This window comes from Streptomyces sp. NPDC020747 (genome assembly GCF_044334695.1).
In the GTDB taxonomy this organism is placed as follows: domain Bacteria; phylum Actinomycetota; class Actinomycetes; order Streptomycetales; family Streptomycetaceae; genus Streptomyces.
Genome location: NZ_JBIRTJ010000007.1, coordinates 245,585 through 263,928, shown reverse-complemented (window position 1 = coordinate 263,928; position 18,344 = coordinate 245,585). Strand labels below are relative to the sequence as shown.

The window sequence follows — 18,344 nt, the reverse complement described above, 5'->3', positions numbered from 1 at the left end:
AATCTGAAGCATTCGCTCTGAAGCAACTGCTTCGTCGCCCGTCGTCGTAATGAAGAGAGCACCGTGGCCGCCGACAAGATCGACACCATCGTCAGCCTGAGCAAGCGCCGTGGCTTTGTCTACCCGTGCAGTGAGATCTACGGCGGCCAGCGTGCCGCCTGGGACTACGGGCCGCTGGGTGTCGAGCTCAAGGACAACATCAAGCGTCAGTGGTGGCGCAACATGGTGACGTCGCGCGAGGACGTCGTCGGTATCGACTCGTCCGTGATCCTGGCCACCGAGGTCTGGGTGGCCTCCGGCCACGTCGCCACTTTCTCCGACCCGCTCACCGAGTGCACCTCGTGTCACAAGCGGTACCGCGCCGACCACCTTGAAGAGGCGTACGAGGCCAAGCACGGCCGCACCCCCGAGAACGGCCTGGCCGACCTCAACTGCCCCAACTGCGGCAACAAGGGCACCTTCACCGAGCCCAAGCAGTTCTCCGGCCTGCTCTCCACGCACCTCGGCCCCACCCAGGACAGCGGCTCCGTCGCCTACCTGCGCCCCGAGACCGCGCAGGGCATCTTCACCAACTTCGCCCAGGTCCAGCAGACCTCGCGCCGCAAGCCGCCGTTCGGCATCGCGCAGATGGGCAAGTCCTTCCGCAACGAGATCACGCCCGGCAACTTCATCTTCCGCACCCGCGAGTTCGAGCAGATGGAGATGGAGTTCTTCTGCAAGCCGGGCGAGGACGAGAAGTGGCAGGAGTTCTGGATGCAGGAGCGCTGGAACTGGTACACCGGCCTCGGTCTCCGCGAGGAGAACATGCGCTGGTACGACCACCCGGCCGAGAAGCTCTCGCACTACTCCAAGCGCACCGCCGACATCGAGTACCGCTTCCAGTTCGGCGGCAACGAGTGGGGTGAGCTGGAGGGCGTCGCCAACCGCACGGACTACGACCTCTCCGCGCACTCCAAGGCCTCCGGCCAGGACCTCTCCTACTTCGACCAGGAGGCCGGCGAGCGCTGGACTCCGTACGTCATCGAGCCGGCGGCGGGTGTCGGCCGCGCGATGCTCGCGTTCCTCCTTGACGCGTACGTCGAGGACGAGGCGCCCAACGCCAAGGGGAAGATGGAGAAGCGGACCGTTCTGCGGCTCGACCCCCGGCTCTCGCCGGTGAAGGTCGCGGTGCTTCCGCTGTCGCGCAACCCCGAGCTGTCGCCGAAGGCGAAGGGGCTCGCCACGGCGCTTCGCCAGAACTGGAACATCGACTTCGACGACGCCGGGGCCATCGGCCGCCGCTACCGGCGGCAGGACGAGATCGGTACGCCGTTCTGCGTGACGGTGGACTTCGACACGCTCGACGACAACGCGGTGACCGTTCGCGAGCGGGACTCGATGAAGCAGGAGCGCGTGTCGCTGGACCAGATCGAGGGGTACCTGGCCAGCCGCCTCATCGGCTGCTAGCCGCTGGCCGCTAGCTGCTTTGCGGGTGAGCGTCTGCGTGGCTGGTGTTCGCTGCCGACTGCGGGTTCGTCGTGGCTGGTTGCGCAGTTCCCCGCGCCCCTGAAAGCGGTAGGTTGCCGCGGCCCTGAAGCAGAGGGGTCCGCGCCCCTGAGGAAGAAGGGGCGCGGACCCCTTTCAAATGCCCCGGTTTTGTTACGTCCGTAACGGATGTAATGGAACCGGGGTTTTTGCAATCCGGGGGGCGGGAGGTTCCGAAGGAGGGGGCAGGCGGCCCGCAGCAGGCGGGCCGGCACCTTCTACGGGGGCACGGATGCGCAAGCAGGCAGTCATGGGCGTACTGGCGATGGCGGTGGCGATCGGGACCGTCGGGGCCGTCGGCTCCGGGGCGTTGGGCGGGTCGGAGGAGAAGCAGTCCTCCGGGGTCGAGGCCGGGACAGAGGGCAAGGGTGGTGCGGGCGGGCTGCCGGGGGCGCTCGCGTCCGGTGGGCCGCGGGCCGTCGGGCTCACGGCGGACCAGCGGCTCGTTCTGTTCCGCGTCGACCGGCCGGGAGCCGCGGTGCCGCTCGGCAAGGTCGGCGGGCTCAAGGGCGACCGGACGCTGGTCGGCATCGACTACCGCGTCCAGAACCGGAAGCTGTACGCCGTCGGGGACCGGGGCGGTATCTACACGATCCGTGAGGCGGGCGCCCGCGCCACCAAGGTCTCGCAGCTCAGTGTGGCCCTCCAGGGCGGGGCCTTCGGCGTCGACTTCAACCCGGCCGCCAACCGGCTCCGGGTCATCAGCGACACCGGCCAGAACCTCCGCCACAACCTCGACGACCCGGCCGGCGCACCGGCTCCCGGCACCACCGCCGTCGACGGCACCCTCACCAACCCGCCGGTGCCCCCGAACCCGGGTGCCACGGCGCTCGGCGTGACCGGGGCCGCGTACACGAACAACGACCTCGACGCGACGACGGCCACCACCCTGTTCGACCTCGACACCACGCTGGACCAGGTGTCGGTGCAGTCGCCCGCCAACGCGGGCAACCTCGCGCCGACGGGCAAGCTGGGCGTGGACGCGCCCCTGAACTCCGGGTTCGACATCCACAGTTCGGCGCGGAACGGGACCAACACCGGGTACGCGGTGACGGGCGGCAAGTCGTTCCGGGTCAACCTGCTGACGGGGAAGCTGACTTCGCTGGGCTCGTTCCCGCACGGGCGGCAGGTGGTGGACATCGCGCTGCCGTTGAACCAGGGGTGACGAGGGCGAGGGTGGCCATGATCGGCAACTGAGCGCTGACGGGTGGCAGTTGGCAGGGCGCGATGCCTGCCGACTGCCACCCGTTTCTGTGTCGTCCCGTCAGCTTCCGTCTGTGGCGGGCTGTTTGGTGAGAGCGGTGGGCTGAGCGGGGAGCGCGTCCGCGCCCTCGGCGACGGGAGGCTTGGAGGGCTGCCCCTTCTCGGCCGTCTCCGCCTTCTCTTCCTTCTCGTCCGACTCCTCCACGAACGGGAGTTCGCCGTCGAGCACCTTCTTGGTGCGTTCCGAGTCCAGGGCGCCCTCCCAGCGGGAGACGGCGAAGACGGCGACGCAGTTGCCGAGCAGGTTGGTGGCGACGCGCATCGAGTCCATGATGCGGTCCACGCCGAGGAGCAGGGCGACGGCTCCCACGGGGATGACCCCGAGCGCGGAGGCGGTCGCGGACAGGGCGAGGAACGCCGAACCCGGCACGCCCGCCATGCCCTTGCTGGTCAGCATCAGGATCAGTACGACGGTGATCTGCTGGCCGAGGGACAGGTCCACGCCGACGGCCTGGGCGATGAAGAGCGTACCGACGGAGAGGTAGATCGAGGCGCCGTCGAGGTTGAAGGAGTACCCGGTCGGCAGGACCAGGCCCACGGCGTCGTCGCGGCAGCCGGCGTGGCGGAGCTTCTGCATCATGCGGGGCATGACGGTCTCGCTGGACGCGGTGCCGAGCGCGAGGAGCATCTCCTCGCGGGTGTAGCGGACGAACTTCCACAGGCTGACGCCGGCGACGAGCTTGAGCGCGACGGCGAGCAGCAGCAGGAAGATCAGCGCGGTCGCGTAACAGACGAGGATGAGCTTGCCGTACGTGGACATGACGCCGACCCCGTACTGACCGACCAGGTGGGCCGTGGCGCCGAAGACCGCGAGCGGGGCAAGCTTCATGACGAAGCCGACGATCGCGAAGACGATCTCCTGGGCCTGCTGGACGGCGGGCAGGATCGCGGGCACCTTGGTGTGGCCGAGGTGGAGCACGGCGGCGCCGGTCAGACAGGCCAGCACCAGGACCTGCAGCAGCGAGTTCTCGGCGAAGGCGCCGACCGCGCTGTCCGGCAGGGAGTGCAGAATGAACTCGCTGGTCGAGGGCAGGGAGCCCCCACCGGTCTTCTCGTCGACCGCCGAGGCGTCCAGCTTCGACGGGTCGACGTTCATGCCGGCGCCGGGCTGGACGAGGTTCCCGGCGAGCAGCCCGAACAGCAGAGCGAACGTGGTCGCGACCTCGAACCAGATCAGGGCCTTGAGTCCGATCCGTCCGAACGCCTTGAGGTCACCGGCCTTGGTGATGCCGACGACCACCACGCAGAACACCAGGGGCGAGATCACCGCCTTGATGAGCCGGATGAACCCGTCGCCGAGCGGCTGGGCGGTCGTGGCGATGTCCGGCCACAGCTTGCCGACGAGGATTCCGAGTACGAGCGCGCAGGCGACCTGCGCGAAGAGCGAGGTCCGCAGCTTGCGGACGGCGCGTCGCGGCAGGGACGGTACAGACGGTGGCACGGTGTTCCTCCAAGCGACTTCTGTCATACGGAAAAGAACTTCCGCATGGTGACCGTCGTCACTATGCCCCGGTCGTGTGTTCCATAGAAGAACCCCGTCACAGATCAGGCCAAATCTTGGATGTTGCTCCAAAAAAACGGAGAGCGCGGCGCGGCGGGGGTCCGGATTACGGACCCCCGCCGCGCCGCGCTGTGACCGTGCCCGGTCTGTGCTCCCTCAGGCCGCCGACGGATCCACTGTCGCCTGATGCGCCTCCGCGAGGTGCTCCTCGGCCTTCAGCCAGGGCAGGAACTGGGCGGCCTTCCGCCAGTCGCAGGTGTCGCATCTGATCGTCCGCTGCACGCCCGAGCGCTGGACTCGGACGATGTGCTCGCGGCCGTGCTGGTCCCAGCGGCTCACCTTGCTGGTGTTGATCTGCAGCATGACGCCTCCTGGTGGTCGCGCTCCGCTTGCGCGCGCTAGGGCCTGTCTGGCAATTCCCGTCGTCGCCGCGAGGCAGACGGGAATTGCCAGACAGGCCCTAAGGAGTGTGCAGCATCAACAACATCAACAGGGACACAACTGTGGTGAGTTGTGTGCGAATTCCGCGCACTGTTCCGTGCGCTGCTCCGCCCTGCTCCGTGGCCCTACGCGATGGCGCGGGGCAGTCGCAGGCTCAGCCCGGTGGTCAGTACGACACCGGCGAGCTGGACCAGAAGCGTCGTGACCAGGGCGTCCCGCATGCCGTGGACGGGGGTGAGGGTGAGGAAGAGGGTGCCGAGGGTGGCCACGCCCAGGGCCAGGGCGGACTGCTGGGCGGTGATCATGACGCCGCTGCCCACGCCGGCGCGGGCCGGGGGCACCTCGGAGAGGATGACGCGGAAGAGGATGGGCAGTTGGAGGGCCTGACCGGCACCCGCGATGACCACGCCGGGCCAGAGTTCCAGGCCGCCGACGTGGGGCCAGGCCGTGGTCGATCGTGGGCAGGGCGACGTTCACCTTGTTCTTGCGAGGATGCCCGGCGTTTACGCCGGGGAGGGATCGCATCTCGTGTTGGCGACGCGGAGGGGCGCCTCATCCAGTCCCCTGTTGCGCGGAGCGCCCACAGGGCCACGGCGGAGCCGGGAAGCGAACGCGCGTACCCCCGTTCGCCGGTTGGGGTGATGTTGCATGATCAGGGCACGGGTGTGCGTATGTCGCACGTACGGTCTCTTCGTGATGGCTGGGACGGCGCAGCGGAGCACGAGGCAGGGGTGAGTTCATGTCGGCATTGAAGGCGGTCGGGGAGGCGGCTGGGCAGGCCCGGTACACCTACCGGCTGCGCGTGTCATCGGCAGGCCGCGATGAGCTCCTCGCGGAGTGGGCGCGGTGCCGTTGGGTGTGGAACGAGTGCGTGGCCCGCTCGAAGAAGGCCCACCGGGACGGCGAGACATGCGGTCCGGCCCGGCTCGACAAGCTGCTCACCGAAGCCCGGGGCGTGAATGCGTGGCTGCGGGCGGGCAGTTCGGTACCGCAGCAGCAGATCATCCGCGACTTCGGTAGGTCCCGCGCCAAAGCACTGAAGGACATCAAGGACCGACTGCCGATGCGGCAGCGCGTCGGAATGCCCCGGCACAAGAAGAAACACCTGGCACATCCCACGCTCGATTACACGCGGCGCGGCTTCCGTATCAGGGACGGAAGCCTGCACCTGGCGGGCGGAGTCGTGCTGAACGTGGTGTGGTCGCGGGACCTGCCCGCCGAGCCGTCGTCGGTCCGCATCTACCGCGATGGCCTCGGCCACTGGTATGCCTCCTTCGTCGTGCCCGCCCCGGCGCAGCCGCTGGACGCGACCGGCCGGGCTATCGGCGTCGACTGGGGCGTCAGGGAGATCGCGACCACCACCAGCGACCACCACGACCTGCCCCACCCTGAGCACGGCAGGAAGGCCGCCGAGCAGCTCGGCGGCCACCAGCGGAAGATGGCCCGCCGCAAACCGAAGCGCGGGCAGGCTGCGTCCAAGGGCTACGGCAGGGCGAAGCGGCAGGCCGCGAAGGCCCACCAGAAGATCGCCCAGCAGCGAAAGGACACGGCCCGCAAGTGGGCCAAGCACGTGGTGCGCGAGCATGACGTGCTGGCGGTGGAGGACTTCCGCCCCAAGTTCCTCGGCCAGGACCAGCATGGCCCGCAAGGCCGCCGACGCGGCGATCTCCGCCACCAAGCGGGAGCTGATCAACATGGCGCGCAAGCACGGGCGCATCCTGCACCCAGCGCACCCCGCGCACACCACCATGGACTGCGGCAGGTGCGGAGCGAGGGCCAAGCACGCCCTGCCGCTGTCGGAACGTACCTACACCTGCTCCGCCTGCGGAGCCGTCTCCCCGAGAGACAAGAACTCCGCGCGTGTGATGCTCGTCCGGGCAGGTCTCGACCCGGCTGGTGTTGATCGCAGAAGACTCGACCGTCCGTCGGACAGTCGAGCAGCGTGAGCCAGGCATCCCCTCCCTTCAGGGAGGGGAGGATTCAAGATGAAGAAGTCGATGAGGGGCAGGGCCGCGCCGAGCAGCACGGTGAACAGCCCGAGCCCGCCGAGCATGGGCTGGGCGACGGGAGCGGACGGTACGGGGATCGAGGATTTCGGTCACGCCCACCACGCCACGCCGGACGCCCACTTACCTCAGGGGCGCGGGGAACTGCGCGACCAGCCCCCACCGGGCCGCACCCTCACACAACCCCCGCCGACTCCTTGACCTCGGGCGACTCCAGCTGCTGGGCCGTGCGTTCGGCCGTTCGCCGGGCCCAGGGGCCGCTGGTGAGGGCGCCGAGGACCAGCACCGCCAGACCGCACGCGGCGATGATCCACCAGGCGGGGCGGGCCGCCGAGACGAAGGTGTCCCGGTAGGAGGAGGAACCGACGCCGGAGGCGAGGACCGCGCCGATCACGGCGACGCCCAGCGTCTGGCCGATCTGGCGGCTCGTGGAGGCGACGGCGGCGGCCACCCCGGCCTGGGCACGGGGCATGCCGGAGACGGCGGTGTTGGTGATGGGGGCGTTCACGAAACCGAAGCCGAGGCCGAAGAGGAAGTACCCGATGACGAGGGTCACGTTCGCCGTCTCGGCCTCGAAACCGGCGAAGAGCACCCCGCTCGCGGTCATCGCCGTCCCCGCGATGAGCAGCGGCAGCCGAGGGCCCCGGCTGCCGACCAGCCGCCCCGACAGAGGCGCGCAGACGAAGGTCATGACCGCCATGGGCAGCATCCACAGGCCCGCGTGGAGGGCGTCCAGACCGCGTACGTTCTGGAGGTAGAGCGTCGAGAGGAAAAGGAAGCCGCCGAGCGCCGCGAACGCGCTGATCGCCACGACCGTGGCCCCGCTGAAGGGCACCGAGCGGAAGAAGCGCAGGTCGATGAGGGGTTCGTCGCGGCGGGGCTCGTACCAGAGAAGCGTGACGAGCGCGGCGAGCGCGACACCGCCGAAGGCGAGGGTCTGGCCGGCGGCGGAGGAGGGCGCCTCGATGATCGCGTACGTGAGGGAGCCGAGCAGCGCGATCACCAGGAACTGGCCGACCGGGTCCGGGCGGCGGGCCTTCGGGGCGCGGGAATCGGGCACGTACCGGAGTGTGAGCAGGAGCGCGGCCAGGCCCACCGGCAGGTTGATCCAGAAGATCGAGCGCCAGCCGACCGAGTCCACGAGAAGGCCGCCGACCAGTGGGCCCGCGGCCATGGATATGCCGACCACACCGCCCCAGACCCCGATCGCGCGGGCACGCTCGCGCGGGTCCGTGAAGGTGTTGGTGATGATCGACATCGCGACCGGGTTGAGCATCGAGCCGCCGACCGCCTGGATCATGCGGAAGACGACGAGCGATTCGAGGTTGGGCGCGAGCGAGCAGAGGACCGAGCCGATCGTGAAGGCGACCAGGCCGGCCATGAAGACCTTCTTGCGGCCGATGCGGTCCGCCGTCGAACCGGCGAGCATCAGCAGCGAGGCGAGTACCAGGGTGTACGCGTCGATCGTCCACTGCATGCCCGCCAGACTCGCGTCCAGGTCCTTCTGCATGGAGGGCAGGGCGACATTGAGGATGGTGACGTCGAGGCTCACGATCAGCAGACTCATACAGCAGATCGCGAGCACCAGCATGCGTCGCCGGTGGCTGAGCTCGGGCATGCCGACCACGATACGCCCGCTTCGGTAGTGTGCCTAACTAATTACCGAGACTTTAGGGGCACCTGTCGGCGTACGCGACAATGGGGGAATGCCCACGCCCACATCCACGGTGAACTCCGCCGTGAACTCCGCCCTGCGGATCGGCCCGCACACCGTCCAGCCGCCCGTCGTCCTCGCCCCCATGGCCGGGATCACGAACGCGCCGTTCCGCACGTTGTGCAGGGAGTTCAGCGGGGGCAAGGGCCTGTTCGTCAGCGAGATGATCACCACTCGGGCGCTGGTCGAGCGCAACGAGAAGACGATGCAGCTGATCCACTTCGACGCGTCGGAGACCCCGCGCTCGATCCAGTTGTACGGGGTCGACCCCGCGACCGTCGGCAAGGCCGTCCGCATGATCGCGGAGGAGAACCTCGCCGACCACATCGACCTGAACTTCGGCTGCCCCGTGCCGAAGGTGACCCGCAAGGGCGGCGGGTCCGCGCTGCCGTACAAGCGGCACCTGCTGCGGGCGATCCTGCGCGAGGCGGTGTCCGGGGCGGGTGACCTGCCCGTCACGATGAAGATGCGCAAGGGCATCGACGACGACCACATCACGTACCTCGACGCCGGGCGTATCGCCGTCGAGGAGGGCGTGACGTCGATCGCGCTGCACGGCCGCACGGCCGCCCAGCACTACGGCGGCACCGCCGACTGGGAGGCCATCGCCCGGCTCAAGGAGCATGTGCCGGAGATTCCCGTGCTCGGCAACGGTGACATCTGGTCCGCCGACGACGCGCTGCGGATGGTCCGGGAGACCGGCTGCGACGGGGTGGTCGTCGGCCGTGGCTGCCTGGGGCGGCCGTGGCTGTTCGCCGACCTGGTGGCCGCGTTCGAGGGGCGCGGGGGTGACTACGCCCGTCCGGCTCTCCGTGAGGTCGCGGGCGTCATGGTCCGCCACGCGACCCTCCTCGGGGAGTGGATCGGTGACGAGGCGCGCGGAGTCATCGACTTCCGCAAGCACGTGGCCTGGTACCTGAAGGGTTTCGCGGTCGGCTCCGAGATGCGCAAGCGTCTCGCGATCACCTCGTCACTGGCCGAACTCTCGGAGGGGCTGGAGGAGTTGACGCTGGACCAGCCGTGGCCGGCCGGTGCCGACGGGCCCCGCGGGCGTACGTCCGGCAACAACAGGGTTGTCCTGCCGGACGGTTGGCTCAGGGACCCGTACGACTGCGCGGGCATCAGCGAGGACGCGGAACTGGACACGTCCGGGGGGTGAGGGTCGGGTACGGGTCTGGTGGGGGCTGGTTGCGCAGTCCCTCGCGCCCCTGGCTTTTATCTTTTAGGGGCGCGGGGAACTGCGCGGGCAACCCCCACTCACCCGCACCCGCATGCGCACCCTCTCAGCGAAGCGTCACGCGCCTCCTACCGCCGTGAGCAACGCCAACGGCGCCGCGGCCGACCGCGATTCGCGAACGCACGCGTGCGGATACGGCACCGGCTCCGCATGCGTGTCGCGGCCGTACCCCGCGAGAACCTCCGGCAGCCGGTGCCCCGCCGCCGTCGCCGCGTCCACCAGCGCGTGGGCCACCGTACGGGCCTCGTCGTGGAGCCCGTACCGCGCCAGCCCCAGCGTGATCAGCGCGTTGTCGTGGGGCCACACCGAACCCCGGTGGTAGGACAGCGGATGGTACGCGGGCTGGCCCGAGGCGACCGTGCGGACGCCCCAGCCGGAGAAGAAGTCCGGCTCCAGCAACCGCCGCCCCACCAGCTCCCCGTACTCCTTGTCCAGCAGCCCGGACCAGAGCAGGTGCCCCGCGTCGGACGCGAGCGCGTCGACGTGGTTGCCGTCGCCGTCCAGGGCGAGCGCCGGGAAGGAGTGGTCCGGCATCCAGAAGTCCCGCTGGAACCGGTCCCGGAGATCCGCCGCCGCCTGTTCGAGGAGTGCCGCGTACACCTCGTCGTCCCATACCGTCCGGGCCAGGTGCGCGGTCCGGCGCAGCGCGTCGTACGCGTACCCCTGCGCCCCCGCGGCCGTCACCGGACCGGTCGGCCGGCTGCCGTCGCCGGAGCAGATGGCGCCGGGGGAGTCCTTCCAGTTCTGGTTGGCGAGGCCGCCCTCGTCCGCGCGGTAGACGAGATATCCGCGCGAGGTCAGCCCGCCGTGGTCCAGCATCCAGCCGATCGCCGCCCGGGCGTTGGGCTCCAGTCGGCGGGCCAGCGCCACGTCCCCGGTCTGCTCGACGTACGCGCCGAGGAGGACCAGGAAGAGCGGGGTCGCGTCGACCGAGCCGTAGTAACGCCCGTACGGCACCTGCCCGAAGTGGGCCAGCTCCCCGTGCCGCATCTCGTGCACGATCTTGCCGGGCTGGGCCACCGCGTCCACGCCGACCTCGGTCGCCTGGGCCGCGGCGAGCGCGGGCAGGGTGGCGGCGGCCAGCTGGGGGCGGTAGGGGAGCGCGAAGAGGGAGGTGAGGAGGGCGTCGCGGCCCAACAGGGTGAGGAACCACGGGACTCCGGCCGCCGGGACGCGAAGTTCCTCTCCGTCGGGGCCCGTTGCGGGCACCTGGAGCACGGCCAGGTCGGACAGGCCCCGCGCACAGGCCGCGGCCAGCTCGGGCCAGCCCGTCGGGAAGGGCACGCCCTCCGCGAACTCCCTTTCCAGCGCCAGGAGTCGGGCGTTGGCGGCGGCCGGGGAGAGGGGCACCTCCGGGTGTGGCATACCGTGCGGGCGCGCCGCCACCCGGAGGGCCAGCTCGGCCGATTCGTGCGGCTGGAGTTCGAGGGTCCACACGAGGCGGCGCGCGCCCGTGCCGGTCTCCTCCACACCGTCCGGCGCGGGCTCGGAGGTCACGGTCGTGGTGGACCGCCACTCCCCGCGCTGGTAGGTGAACTCCACGCCATCGTCGAGGACTTGGCGGGAGCGCACCACACCGATCTTCGTGTACGTCCGGTGGTCGGAGCGCAGCTCGAACTGGTCCGTGAAGTCGGCGTCCGCGGTGACCGCGATCCGGACCGTCGTCGGCGCCGGACGGTTGCTGGTGACCCGCAGCGACTCGACGAACGCCCCGTCCGCCACTGCCTGTTCACGGAAGATCGTGTACGCGGGCGGCTCCTGCCGGCCGCCGCGAGGTACGAGCACACAGCGGGCCGTGTCGCCGTCCGCGACCGGCGTCAGCGCCTCGGGCACCGCCCCGTCGACGGTCAGCTGCCAGCGGCTCAGATGCCGGGCGTCGCGCACGAACAGCCCGTGGGGCGAGCTGGCGCCGCGCACTCCGTTGATGTCCCCGCCGTCGCCCACGGCCGCGAACGTCCCACCGTGCACGAGCAGATGATGCCGGTCCGTCATCGCCGGTCCCCTCCCTTGGCGCCCTTGCCGAACTCTTCCGTCGTGCTGTGCACCGCTTCGGGTGCCTCGTGCAGCAGGTCCAGCGTCAGCGCCGCGGTCCAGCTGAAACCGAGCGCTCCGCAGGCCTCGCCGGTGTACGGATCCACGTACTCCGCGAACCCGGAGGTGTCCGCCGTCTCCAGCAGCGCGCCCCGCAGCTTTTCCGCGCGCGCGTGCTCGCCGTGCAGCCTGAGCCCGCGCTCCACCAGCCAGTTGGTGTTGAACCAGGCCGGACCGCGCCAGTACCTGTGCGGGTCGAAGGCGTGCCCGGTCAGGTCGTAGCTCGGGACGAGCCGGGTCGACCCGCCGAGCCCGAAGTGCGGCCCGTGCAGCGTCCGTACGAGCGTGGCGGCCGTGTCGCGGGGGAGCGTCGGGAGCAGCAGCGGGACGAGGCCGGAGACGCCGCGCTCGGGGATCAGCTCGTCCGTGCGCACGTCCCGGCAGAAGAACATGCCCTCGGCCGGGTCCCACAGCCGGTCGACGAGCGCCGCGGTCAGCCGCTCCGCGCGCGCGTGCCGGGCCGTGCCCGTCGCGCCCAGCTCCCGCGCGATCCGTGCCAGCGCGTGCTCGGAGGCGATCAGCAGCGCGTTGAAGGCCGGGTCCTCCACAGCGAACTGGCCCACCCCATCGGCGTACCCACCGTCCCGGTAGTCCGTCGCCAGCCGTACGTACCGTCCGTAGTCCAGGTCCGTCGGCCGGTCCTCCGCGGCGCCGTGGTCGAGGTCCGCGCGGCGGAAGGAGCGGGCCGGGGCGGGCGTCACCCGGGACAGCGGGGTGTCCCAGCTCGGCGCGTTGTCCATGCCCTGCTCCCAGGGGTGGACCACCGAGGCGAGGCCCCCGCCGCCCAGGTCCCGGCGGTGCAGCAGATAGCGGTGCCAGGCCGCCAGCCGCGGGTAGATCCGGGGCAGGAAGGACCGCGCCCGGGACAGACCGGGGTCGGAGACGTGCACCAGCCAGGCCGCCAGCGCGTGCACCGGTGGCTGCACGATGCCCGACGTCTGTACGGTGCGCGGGGCGCCCGCAGCGCGCCCCGCGGTCGAGGAGCGCCAGAAGTCGGGGCTCGGGAAGTACGCGTCGAGGGGGACGGAGGGGTTGAACACGATGTGCGGAATCCGGCCGTCGCCCCACTGCGCGTCGAGCAGCGTCTCCAGCTCGACCTGCGCCCGCAGCGGCGACAGATGGCGCAGGCCGATCGCGATGAACGCGGAGTCCCAGGACCACTGGTGCGGGTACAGACCGCGCGAGGGCACCGTGGACGTGCCGGTCCAGTTGCCGTGCAGTACCTCGGCCGCCCTGAGGTGCAGCGATCCCGCCGGGCGGACCGGATCGTATACGGCCACCCTGGAAGGGCCGATCTCACCATGGCCGGAAAACGGCGGTGAGGTCGCGGTGCGTACGGGATCCACGAGCCCGGTGCGACGGGCGGTGAGCTGGGTTGTGCGGTCCACTCAGGTCTCCCCGAAGACATGCGGCCGACCAGTTCGGCAGTAGCTACCGTAGGGTTACGTCTATTTAACACGCAAAACTCAATATGTAATGCAGAGTTGGTGAGCGCAAGGGGTTCGCATGACCGGAACCACAGGGAGTAGCGGAATGGCCACACGCGCCGGGAAGACCGGGAGCCAGGCGAGCTCCGGCGACCTGCTGGAGCTGGTGCGCAGCGGGCGCGCGACCACGCGCGGGGCCTTGCAGCAGGTCACCGGGCTGTCACGGGCCACGGTCGGGCAGCGGCTCGACCGCCTGTTCCGGGCCGGCTGGCTGCGTGAGGGCGCCGCGGGCCCGGTGGACTCGCCGCTCGGCGGCCGACCCTCGGTCCGGCTGGAGTTCGACGACGCCCACGCCGTCGTCCTCACCGCCGACCTCGACACCCGGCACGCCCGCGCCGCCGTGCTGTCCCTGACCGGTGAGCTGCTGGCCGAGCACACGGGTGCGCTGCTGATCGAGGAGGGCCCGGACGTTGTCCTCGGCGAGCTGGGCCGCTGGTTCGCCGAACTCCTGGAGAAGGCCGGGCACCGGGCGCACGAGGTGTGCGGCATCGGGCTCGCCGTACCGGGCCCTGTCGACAGCGAGACCGGCCGGGTCGTCCAGCCGCCGATCATGCCCGGCTGGGACGGCTACGACATAAGAGGCCGCCTCACCCGCGCCTTCACCGAGCACACGGGCGCCGGCGCCGTCCCGGTCCTCGTCGACAACGACGCCAACCTCATGGCGTACGGGGAACAGCGCACCGGCCACCCCGACTGCTCGGCCTTCGTGCTCGTGAAGGTCTCCACCGGTATCGGCGCCGGTGTGGTCGTCGGCGGTGCGATCTTCCGGGGCATCGACGGCGGCGCCGGGGACATCGGGCACATCCGGGTCCCGGAGGGCGCCGACGCGCTGTGCAGGTGCGGGTCGTTCGGGTGCCTCGCGGCCGTCGCGAGCGGTGGCGCGGTCGCCCGCAGGCTGGCGGAGACGGGCGTTCCGGCGGCGTCGGGCTCAGATGTGCGCGATCTGCTGGCCTCCGGGCATCCCGGCGCGGCCGCGCTCGCGAGGGAGGCCGGCCGCCACGTCGGTGACGTACTGGCGACCGTGGTGACGCTGCTCAACCCCGGCGTCCTGATGATCGCCGGAGACCTGGCCGGGACGGCGTTCCTGACCGGCGTCCGCGAACTCCTCTACCAGCGGGCCCTGCCCCGCTCCACCGCCCACCTGGACGTCGTCACCTCCCGGCTCGGCGAGCGGGCGGGCCTGGTCGGGGCGGGCGCGATGGTCGTGGAGCACCTGTACGCGCCCGAGCGGGTGGAGGAGCGGCTGCTCGTCATGGGTGTGTGACGGTCCCTCGCCACTCACTCGCCATGGGTGTGTGACGGTCACGTTTCCGTCTGTGTACCGGTCCGCATGGTGAAATCCGGGCGCTGAAAACTGCGTGATTCTCGCCACGCCTGATCGGGGTTTCGCTCAGATGAGCGGATCTTGGGCGGCTGCACTTCTCAAAGGATGGCACTGAGTGCCACCCGTTGATCATTTACGACGTAAACTCAGACGTGCTGAGCACCGCTCATGTGAGCGAAATTCCGGGTCTGTAGGTGCTGACCCGTTCAAGAAGTGAACGCGGTCGAGCGCCCGCCTTACTTCTCCTTGGCTTTCGATCTGCTGGCGGACGAGTGGTTACAGCCGTATGACGCGCAAGTGGACGTACCCAGGCGCCTTCGATCTGGGTATGTTCCCCGTCGTCAGGGCAGCCACCGCGTCCTCGAGGAGTCGAGACCCGTGTCGGAAAACAAAGATCCCCACGTAGCTGAGAGCGGCGCCGAGAGCGTGAAGTTCGTTTACGACTTCACCGAGGGCAACAAGGACCTCAAGGATCTCCTGGGTGGCAAGGGTGCCAACCTCGCCGAGATGACCAACCTCGGCCTTCCCGTGCCTCCCGGCTTCACCATCACCACCGAGGCCTGCAAGACCTACCTCGACAGTGGCGACGAGCCGGCGGCACTGCGTGACGAGGTGAGTGCGCACCTCGACGCCCTCGAAGCGAAGATGGGCAAGAAGCTCGGCCAGGCCGACGACCCCCTCCTCGTCTCGGTCCGTTCCGGGGCGAAGTTCTCCATGCCGGGCATGATGGACACCGTCCTGAACATCGGCCTCTCCGACAGGTCCGTGCAGGGCCTGGCCAAGCAGGCCGGTGACGACCGCTTCGCGTGGGACTCGTACCGCAGGCTGATCCAGATGTTCGGCAAGACGGTCCTCGGCGTCGAGGGAGAGCTCTTCGAGGACGCGCTGGAGGCGGCCAAGGACGCCAAGAAGGTCACCGTCGACACGGACCTCGAAGCGGCCGACCTCAAGAAGCTCGTCACCAAGTTCAAGAAGATCGTCAAGACCGAGGCCGGCCGGGACTTCCCGCAGGACCCGCGCGAGCAGATGGACCTCGCCATCCACGCGGTCTTCGACTCCTGGAACACCGACCGCGCCAAGCTCTACCGTCGCCAGGAGCGCATCCCCGGCGACCTCGGCACGGCCGTCAACGTCTGCTCGATGGTCTTCGGCAACCTCGGCCCGGACTCCGGCACGGGTGTCGCCTTCACCCGCGACCCGGCCAGCGGCCACCAGGGCGTATACGGCGACTACCTGCAGAACGCGCAGGGCGAGGACGTGGTCGCGGGCATCCGCAACACGGTCCCGCTCGCCGAGCTGGAGCAGATCGACAAGAAGTCGTACGACCAGCTCATGCAGATCATGTCGACCCTGGAGAACCACTACAAGGATCTCTGCGACATCGAGTTCACCATCGAGCGCGGGCAGCTGTGGATGCTCCAGACGCGGGTGGGCAAGCGGACGGCGGGCGCCGCCTTCCGGATCGCCACGCAGCTCGTGGACCAGGGCCTGATCGACGAGGCCGAGGCGCTCCAGCGCGTAAACGGCGCCCAGCTCGCCCAGTTGATGTTCCCGCGCTTCGACGACGAGGCGAAGGTGTCGCAGATCGGCCGGGGCATCGCGGCCTCGCCGGGCGCGGCGGTCGGCAAGGCGGTCTTCGACTCGTACACGGCCGTGAAGTGGTCGCGTTCGGGCGAGAAGGTCATCCTGGTCCGCCGGGAGACCAACCCCGACGACCTGGACGGCATGATCGCGGCCGAGGGCATCCTCACCTCCCGCGGCGGCAAGACCTCCCACGCGGCCGTGGTCGCGCGCGGCATGGGCAAGACCTGTGTGTGCGGCGCGGAGGAGCTGGAGGTCGACACCAAGCGGCGCCGGATGACGGTGCCCGGCGGGCACGTGGTCGAAGAGGGCGACGTGATCTCGATCGACGGTTCGAGCGGCAAGGTGTACCTGGGCGAGGTCCCGGTCGTGCCGTCCCCCGTCGTGGAGTACTTCGAGGGCCGGATGCACGCGGGCGCCAACGACGCCGACGAACTGGTCGAGGCCGTGCACCGGATCATGGCGTTCGCCGACCGCAAGCGTCGCCTGCGGGTGCGCGCCAACGCGGACAACGCCGAGGACGCGCTGCGCGCCCGCCGCTTCGGCGCCCAGGGCATCGGCCTGTGCCGTACGGAGCACATGTTCCTCGGCGACCGTCGTGAGCTGGTCGAACGGCTGATCCTCGCGGACACGGAGGCCGAGCGCGAGGAGTCGCTGAAGGCGCTCCTGCCGCTCCAGAAGCAGGACTTCGTGGAGCTGTTCTCGGCGATGGACGGCCTCCCGGTCACCGTCCGCCTCCTGGACCCGCCGCTGCACGAGTTCCTGCCGGACATCACGGAGCTGTCGGTCCGCGTCGCGCTCGCCGAGTCCCGCAAGGACGCCAACGAGAACGACCTGCGGCTCCTCCAGGCGGTGCACCGCCTGCACGAGCAGAACCCGATGCTGGGCCTGCGCGGCGTACGCCTGGGGCTGGTGATCCCCGGTCTCTTCACCATGCAGGTACGGGCGATCGCCGAGGCCGTCGCCGAGCGGAAGGCCGCCAAGGCCGACCCACGCGCGGAGATCATGATCCCGCTGGTGGGCACGGTCCAGGAGCTGGAGATCGTCCGCGAGGAGGCCGACCAGGTCATCACGGAGGTCCAGGCGGCGACGGGCACGGACCTGAAGCTGTCGATCGGCACGATGATCGAACTCCCTCGCGCCGCCCTGACCGCCGGTCAGATCGCGGAGGCGGCGGAGTTCTTCTCCTTCGGCACGAACGACCTGACCCAGACGGTGTGGGGCTTCAGCCGGGACGACGTCGAGGCATCCTTCTTCACCGCCTACCTGGAGAAGGGCATCTTCGGCGTCAGCCCCTTCGAGACCATCGACCGCGACGGCGTCGGCTCCCTGGTCAAGTCCGCGGTGAAGGCCGGCCGCGAGACCCGCCCCGACCTCAAACTCGGCGTCTGCGGCGAACACGGCGGCGACCCCGAGTCCGTCCACTTCTTCCACGAGGTGGGCCTCGACTACGTCTCCTGCTCCCCGTTCCGGATCCCGGTGGCGAGGCTGGAGGCGGGGCGGGCGGCTTCGTCTTCGCAGGGGAGCGATCATCGGTAGGGCGGGGGTGGATGGCTCTGGTCCACTTGTCGGCCGGGCCCCCAAAACCCCGGCTTACCTATAGGCCGGGCTCGCAGGACCCCGGCCCACTGGTTGGCCGGGCCGCAAAACGCCGGTCCATTTGTAGGCCGGGCCTGTAGAACCCGGGGTCGTCGTCCGTCATCCCACCCTCATCGACGGATCGCGGCCCCGGTGCATGAAAGCGGAGGGGCGGCACCTTGTGCGGAGGTGCCGCCCCTTCGGGCATTGTCTGCGGACCCTGTCAAGCAATGCTGCTGACCAGGCAATAGGCTGTTTGCTGGCGTTGGTTGTCGTTGAACGCGTGGGAATGTGTTGTGCCCTCTGGGCGTGATTGACGCCTGAACACGCCGCTCGCCTGGTCGGAGACGGGGGAACTGAACGGCGACCACGGGGCCCTTGGGAGGGGAGTCCTTGTACTGCTCGTACTTGCCGCAGAGCAACTCCACCGCCCGGTGCCGCTCCTCTCCCTCCTCCAGTACTTCCCCACGGCCGTCGGCGCGGGCCCACGACAGCGCTGACCAGTCCTCGTCGTAGTGGTCCACCAGCACCGTCACCGGGAGCTTCATACGTCCAACCGTAGCGAGGCGGGCGACCTGTGGCCGAGTTCGCCTTCCT

General features: G+C 69.9%; 8 protein-coding genes and 3 pseudogenes. 6 read left to right on the top strand and 5 right to left on the bottom strand.

The annotated features are described in order from the left end of the window. Window positions 1–63 precede the first annotated feature (63 nt). Both ACH4YP_RS20630 and ACH4YP_RS20625 read left to right on the top strand, forming a co-directional pair. Window positions 64–1,446 (top strand): glycine--tRNA ligase, encoded by a 1,383-nt coding sequence (locus ACH4YP_RS20630; RefSeq protein ID WP_361067079.1) that lies wholly within the window; start codon window positions 64–66, stop codon window positions 1,444–1,446. A 310-nt stretch (window positions 1,447–1,756) separates the two neighbouring features. Further along, on the top strand, window positions 1,757–2,689 hold the full coding sequence (locus ACH4YP_RS20625; RefSeq protein ID WP_398491652.1) for a DUF4394 domain-containing protein: 933 nt from the start codon (window positions 1,757–1,759) through the stop codon (window positions 2,687–2,689). A gap of 99 nt (window positions 2,690–2,788) precedes the next feature. Here ACH4YP_RS20625 and ACH4YP_RS20620 read toward each other — a convergent pair whose 3' ends face one another. The 3 genes and pseudogenes from ACH4YP_RS20620 to ACH4YP_RS20610 form a co-directional block, all read right to left on the bottom strand. Continuing rightward, the gene (locus ACH4YP_RS20620) at window positions 2,789–4,228 is read right to left on the bottom strand and encodes a cation:dicarboxylate symporter family transporter (protein ID WP_398491650.1); all 1,440 of its coding nucleotides are present in this window, start codon (window positions 4,226–4,228) and stop codon (window positions 2,789–2,791) included. A 216-nt stretch (window positions 4,229–4,444) separates the two neighbouring features. Continuing rightward, the gene (locus ACH4YP_RS20615) at window positions 4,445–4,651 is read right to left on the bottom strand and encodes a hypothetical protein (RefSeq protein WP_361073067.1); all 207 of its coding nucleotides are present in this window, start codon (window positions 4,649–4,651) and stop codon (window positions 4,445–4,447) included. A 203-nt stretch (window positions 4,652–4,854) separates the two neighbouring features. After that, window positions 4,855–5,175: pseudogene (locus ACH4YP_RS20610) on the bottom strand (MFS transporter); the annotation flags it as partial. Between the two features lie 293 nt (window positions 5,176–5,468). On the opposite strand from ACH4YP_RS20610, the pseudogene ACH4YP_RS20605 reads away from it, so the two are divergent. Next, window positions 5,469–6,718: pseudogene (locus tag ACH4YP_RS20605) on the top strand (RNA-guided endonuclease InsQ/TnpB family protein). 192 nt (window positions 6,719–6,910) lie between these two features. Here the strand turns inward: ACH4YP_RS20605 and ACH4YP_RS20600 are convergent. Then, complete coding sequence (locus ACH4YP_RS20600) at window positions 6,911–8,353, bottom strand: MFS transporter (RefSeq protein WP_398491647.1); 1,443 nt, start codon at window positions 8,351–8,353, stop codon at window positions 6,911–6,913. Between the two features lie 88 nt (window positions 8,354–8,441). On the opposite strand from ACH4YP_RS20600, the gene dusB reads away from it, so the two are divergent. Beyond that, window positions 8,442–9,608 carry a tRNA dihydrouridine synthase DusB gene (gene dusB, locus ACH4YP_RS20595; RefSeq protein ID WP_398491645.1) on the top strand — a complete coding sequence of 389 codons (1,167 nt, stop codon included), beginning with the start codon at window positions 8,442–8,444 and terminating at the stop codon, window positions 9,606–9,608. Window positions 9,609–9,746: 138 nt separating this feature from the next. Here dusB and ACH4YP_RS20590 read toward each other — a convergent pair. Continuing rightward, window positions 9,747–13,057, bottom strand: a pseudogene (locus ACH4YP_RS20590) (MGH1-like glycoside hydrolase domain-containing protein); the annotation flags it as partial. Window positions 13,058–13,310: 253 nt separating this feature from the next. Between ACH4YP_RS20590 and ACH4YP_RS20585 the strand changes: the two are divergent. Both ACH4YP_RS20585 and ppdK read left to right on the top strand, forming a co-directional pair. Continuing rightward, window positions 13,311–14,528: an ROK family protein gene (locus tag ACH4YP_RS20585; protein ID WP_361071901.1), complete on the top strand. Its 1,218-nt coding sequence runs from the start codon at window positions 13,311–13,313 to the stop codon at window positions 14,526–14,528. A gap of 438 nt (window positions 14,529–14,966) precedes the next feature. Next, window positions 14,967–17,708, top strand: a complete 2,742-nt coding sequence (gene ppdK / locus ACH4YP_RS20580; protein WP_361071898.1) for a pyruvate, phosphate dikinase — start codon at window positions 14,967–14,969, stop codon at window positions 17,706–17,708. The last annotated feature ends 636 nt before the right edge of the window (window positions 17,709–18,344 follow it).

Bases quoted from the DNA above. Each gene is read 5' to 3' on its own strand.
- ACH4YP_RS20625 (WP_398491652.1), top strand. From the start codon at position 1,757: ATGCGCAAGCAGGCAGTCATGGGCGTACTGGCGATGGCGGTGGCGATC.
- ACH4YP_RS20615 (WP_361073067.1), bottom strand. From the start codon at position 4,651: ATGCTGCAGATCAACACCAGCAAGGTGAGCCGCTGGGACCAGCACGGC.
- ACH4YP_RS20600 (WP_398491647.1), bottom strand. From the start codon at position 8,353: ATGCCCGAGCTCAGCCACCGGCGACGCATGCTGGTGCTCGCGATCTGC.
- dusB (WP_398491645.1), top strand. From the start codon at position 8,442: ATGCCCACGCCCACATCCACGGTGAACTCCGCCGTGAACTCCGCCCTG.
- ACH4YP_RS20585 (WP_361071901.1), top strand. From the start codon at position 13,311: ATGGCCACACGCGCCGGGAAGACCGGGAGCCAGGCGAGCTCCGGCGAC.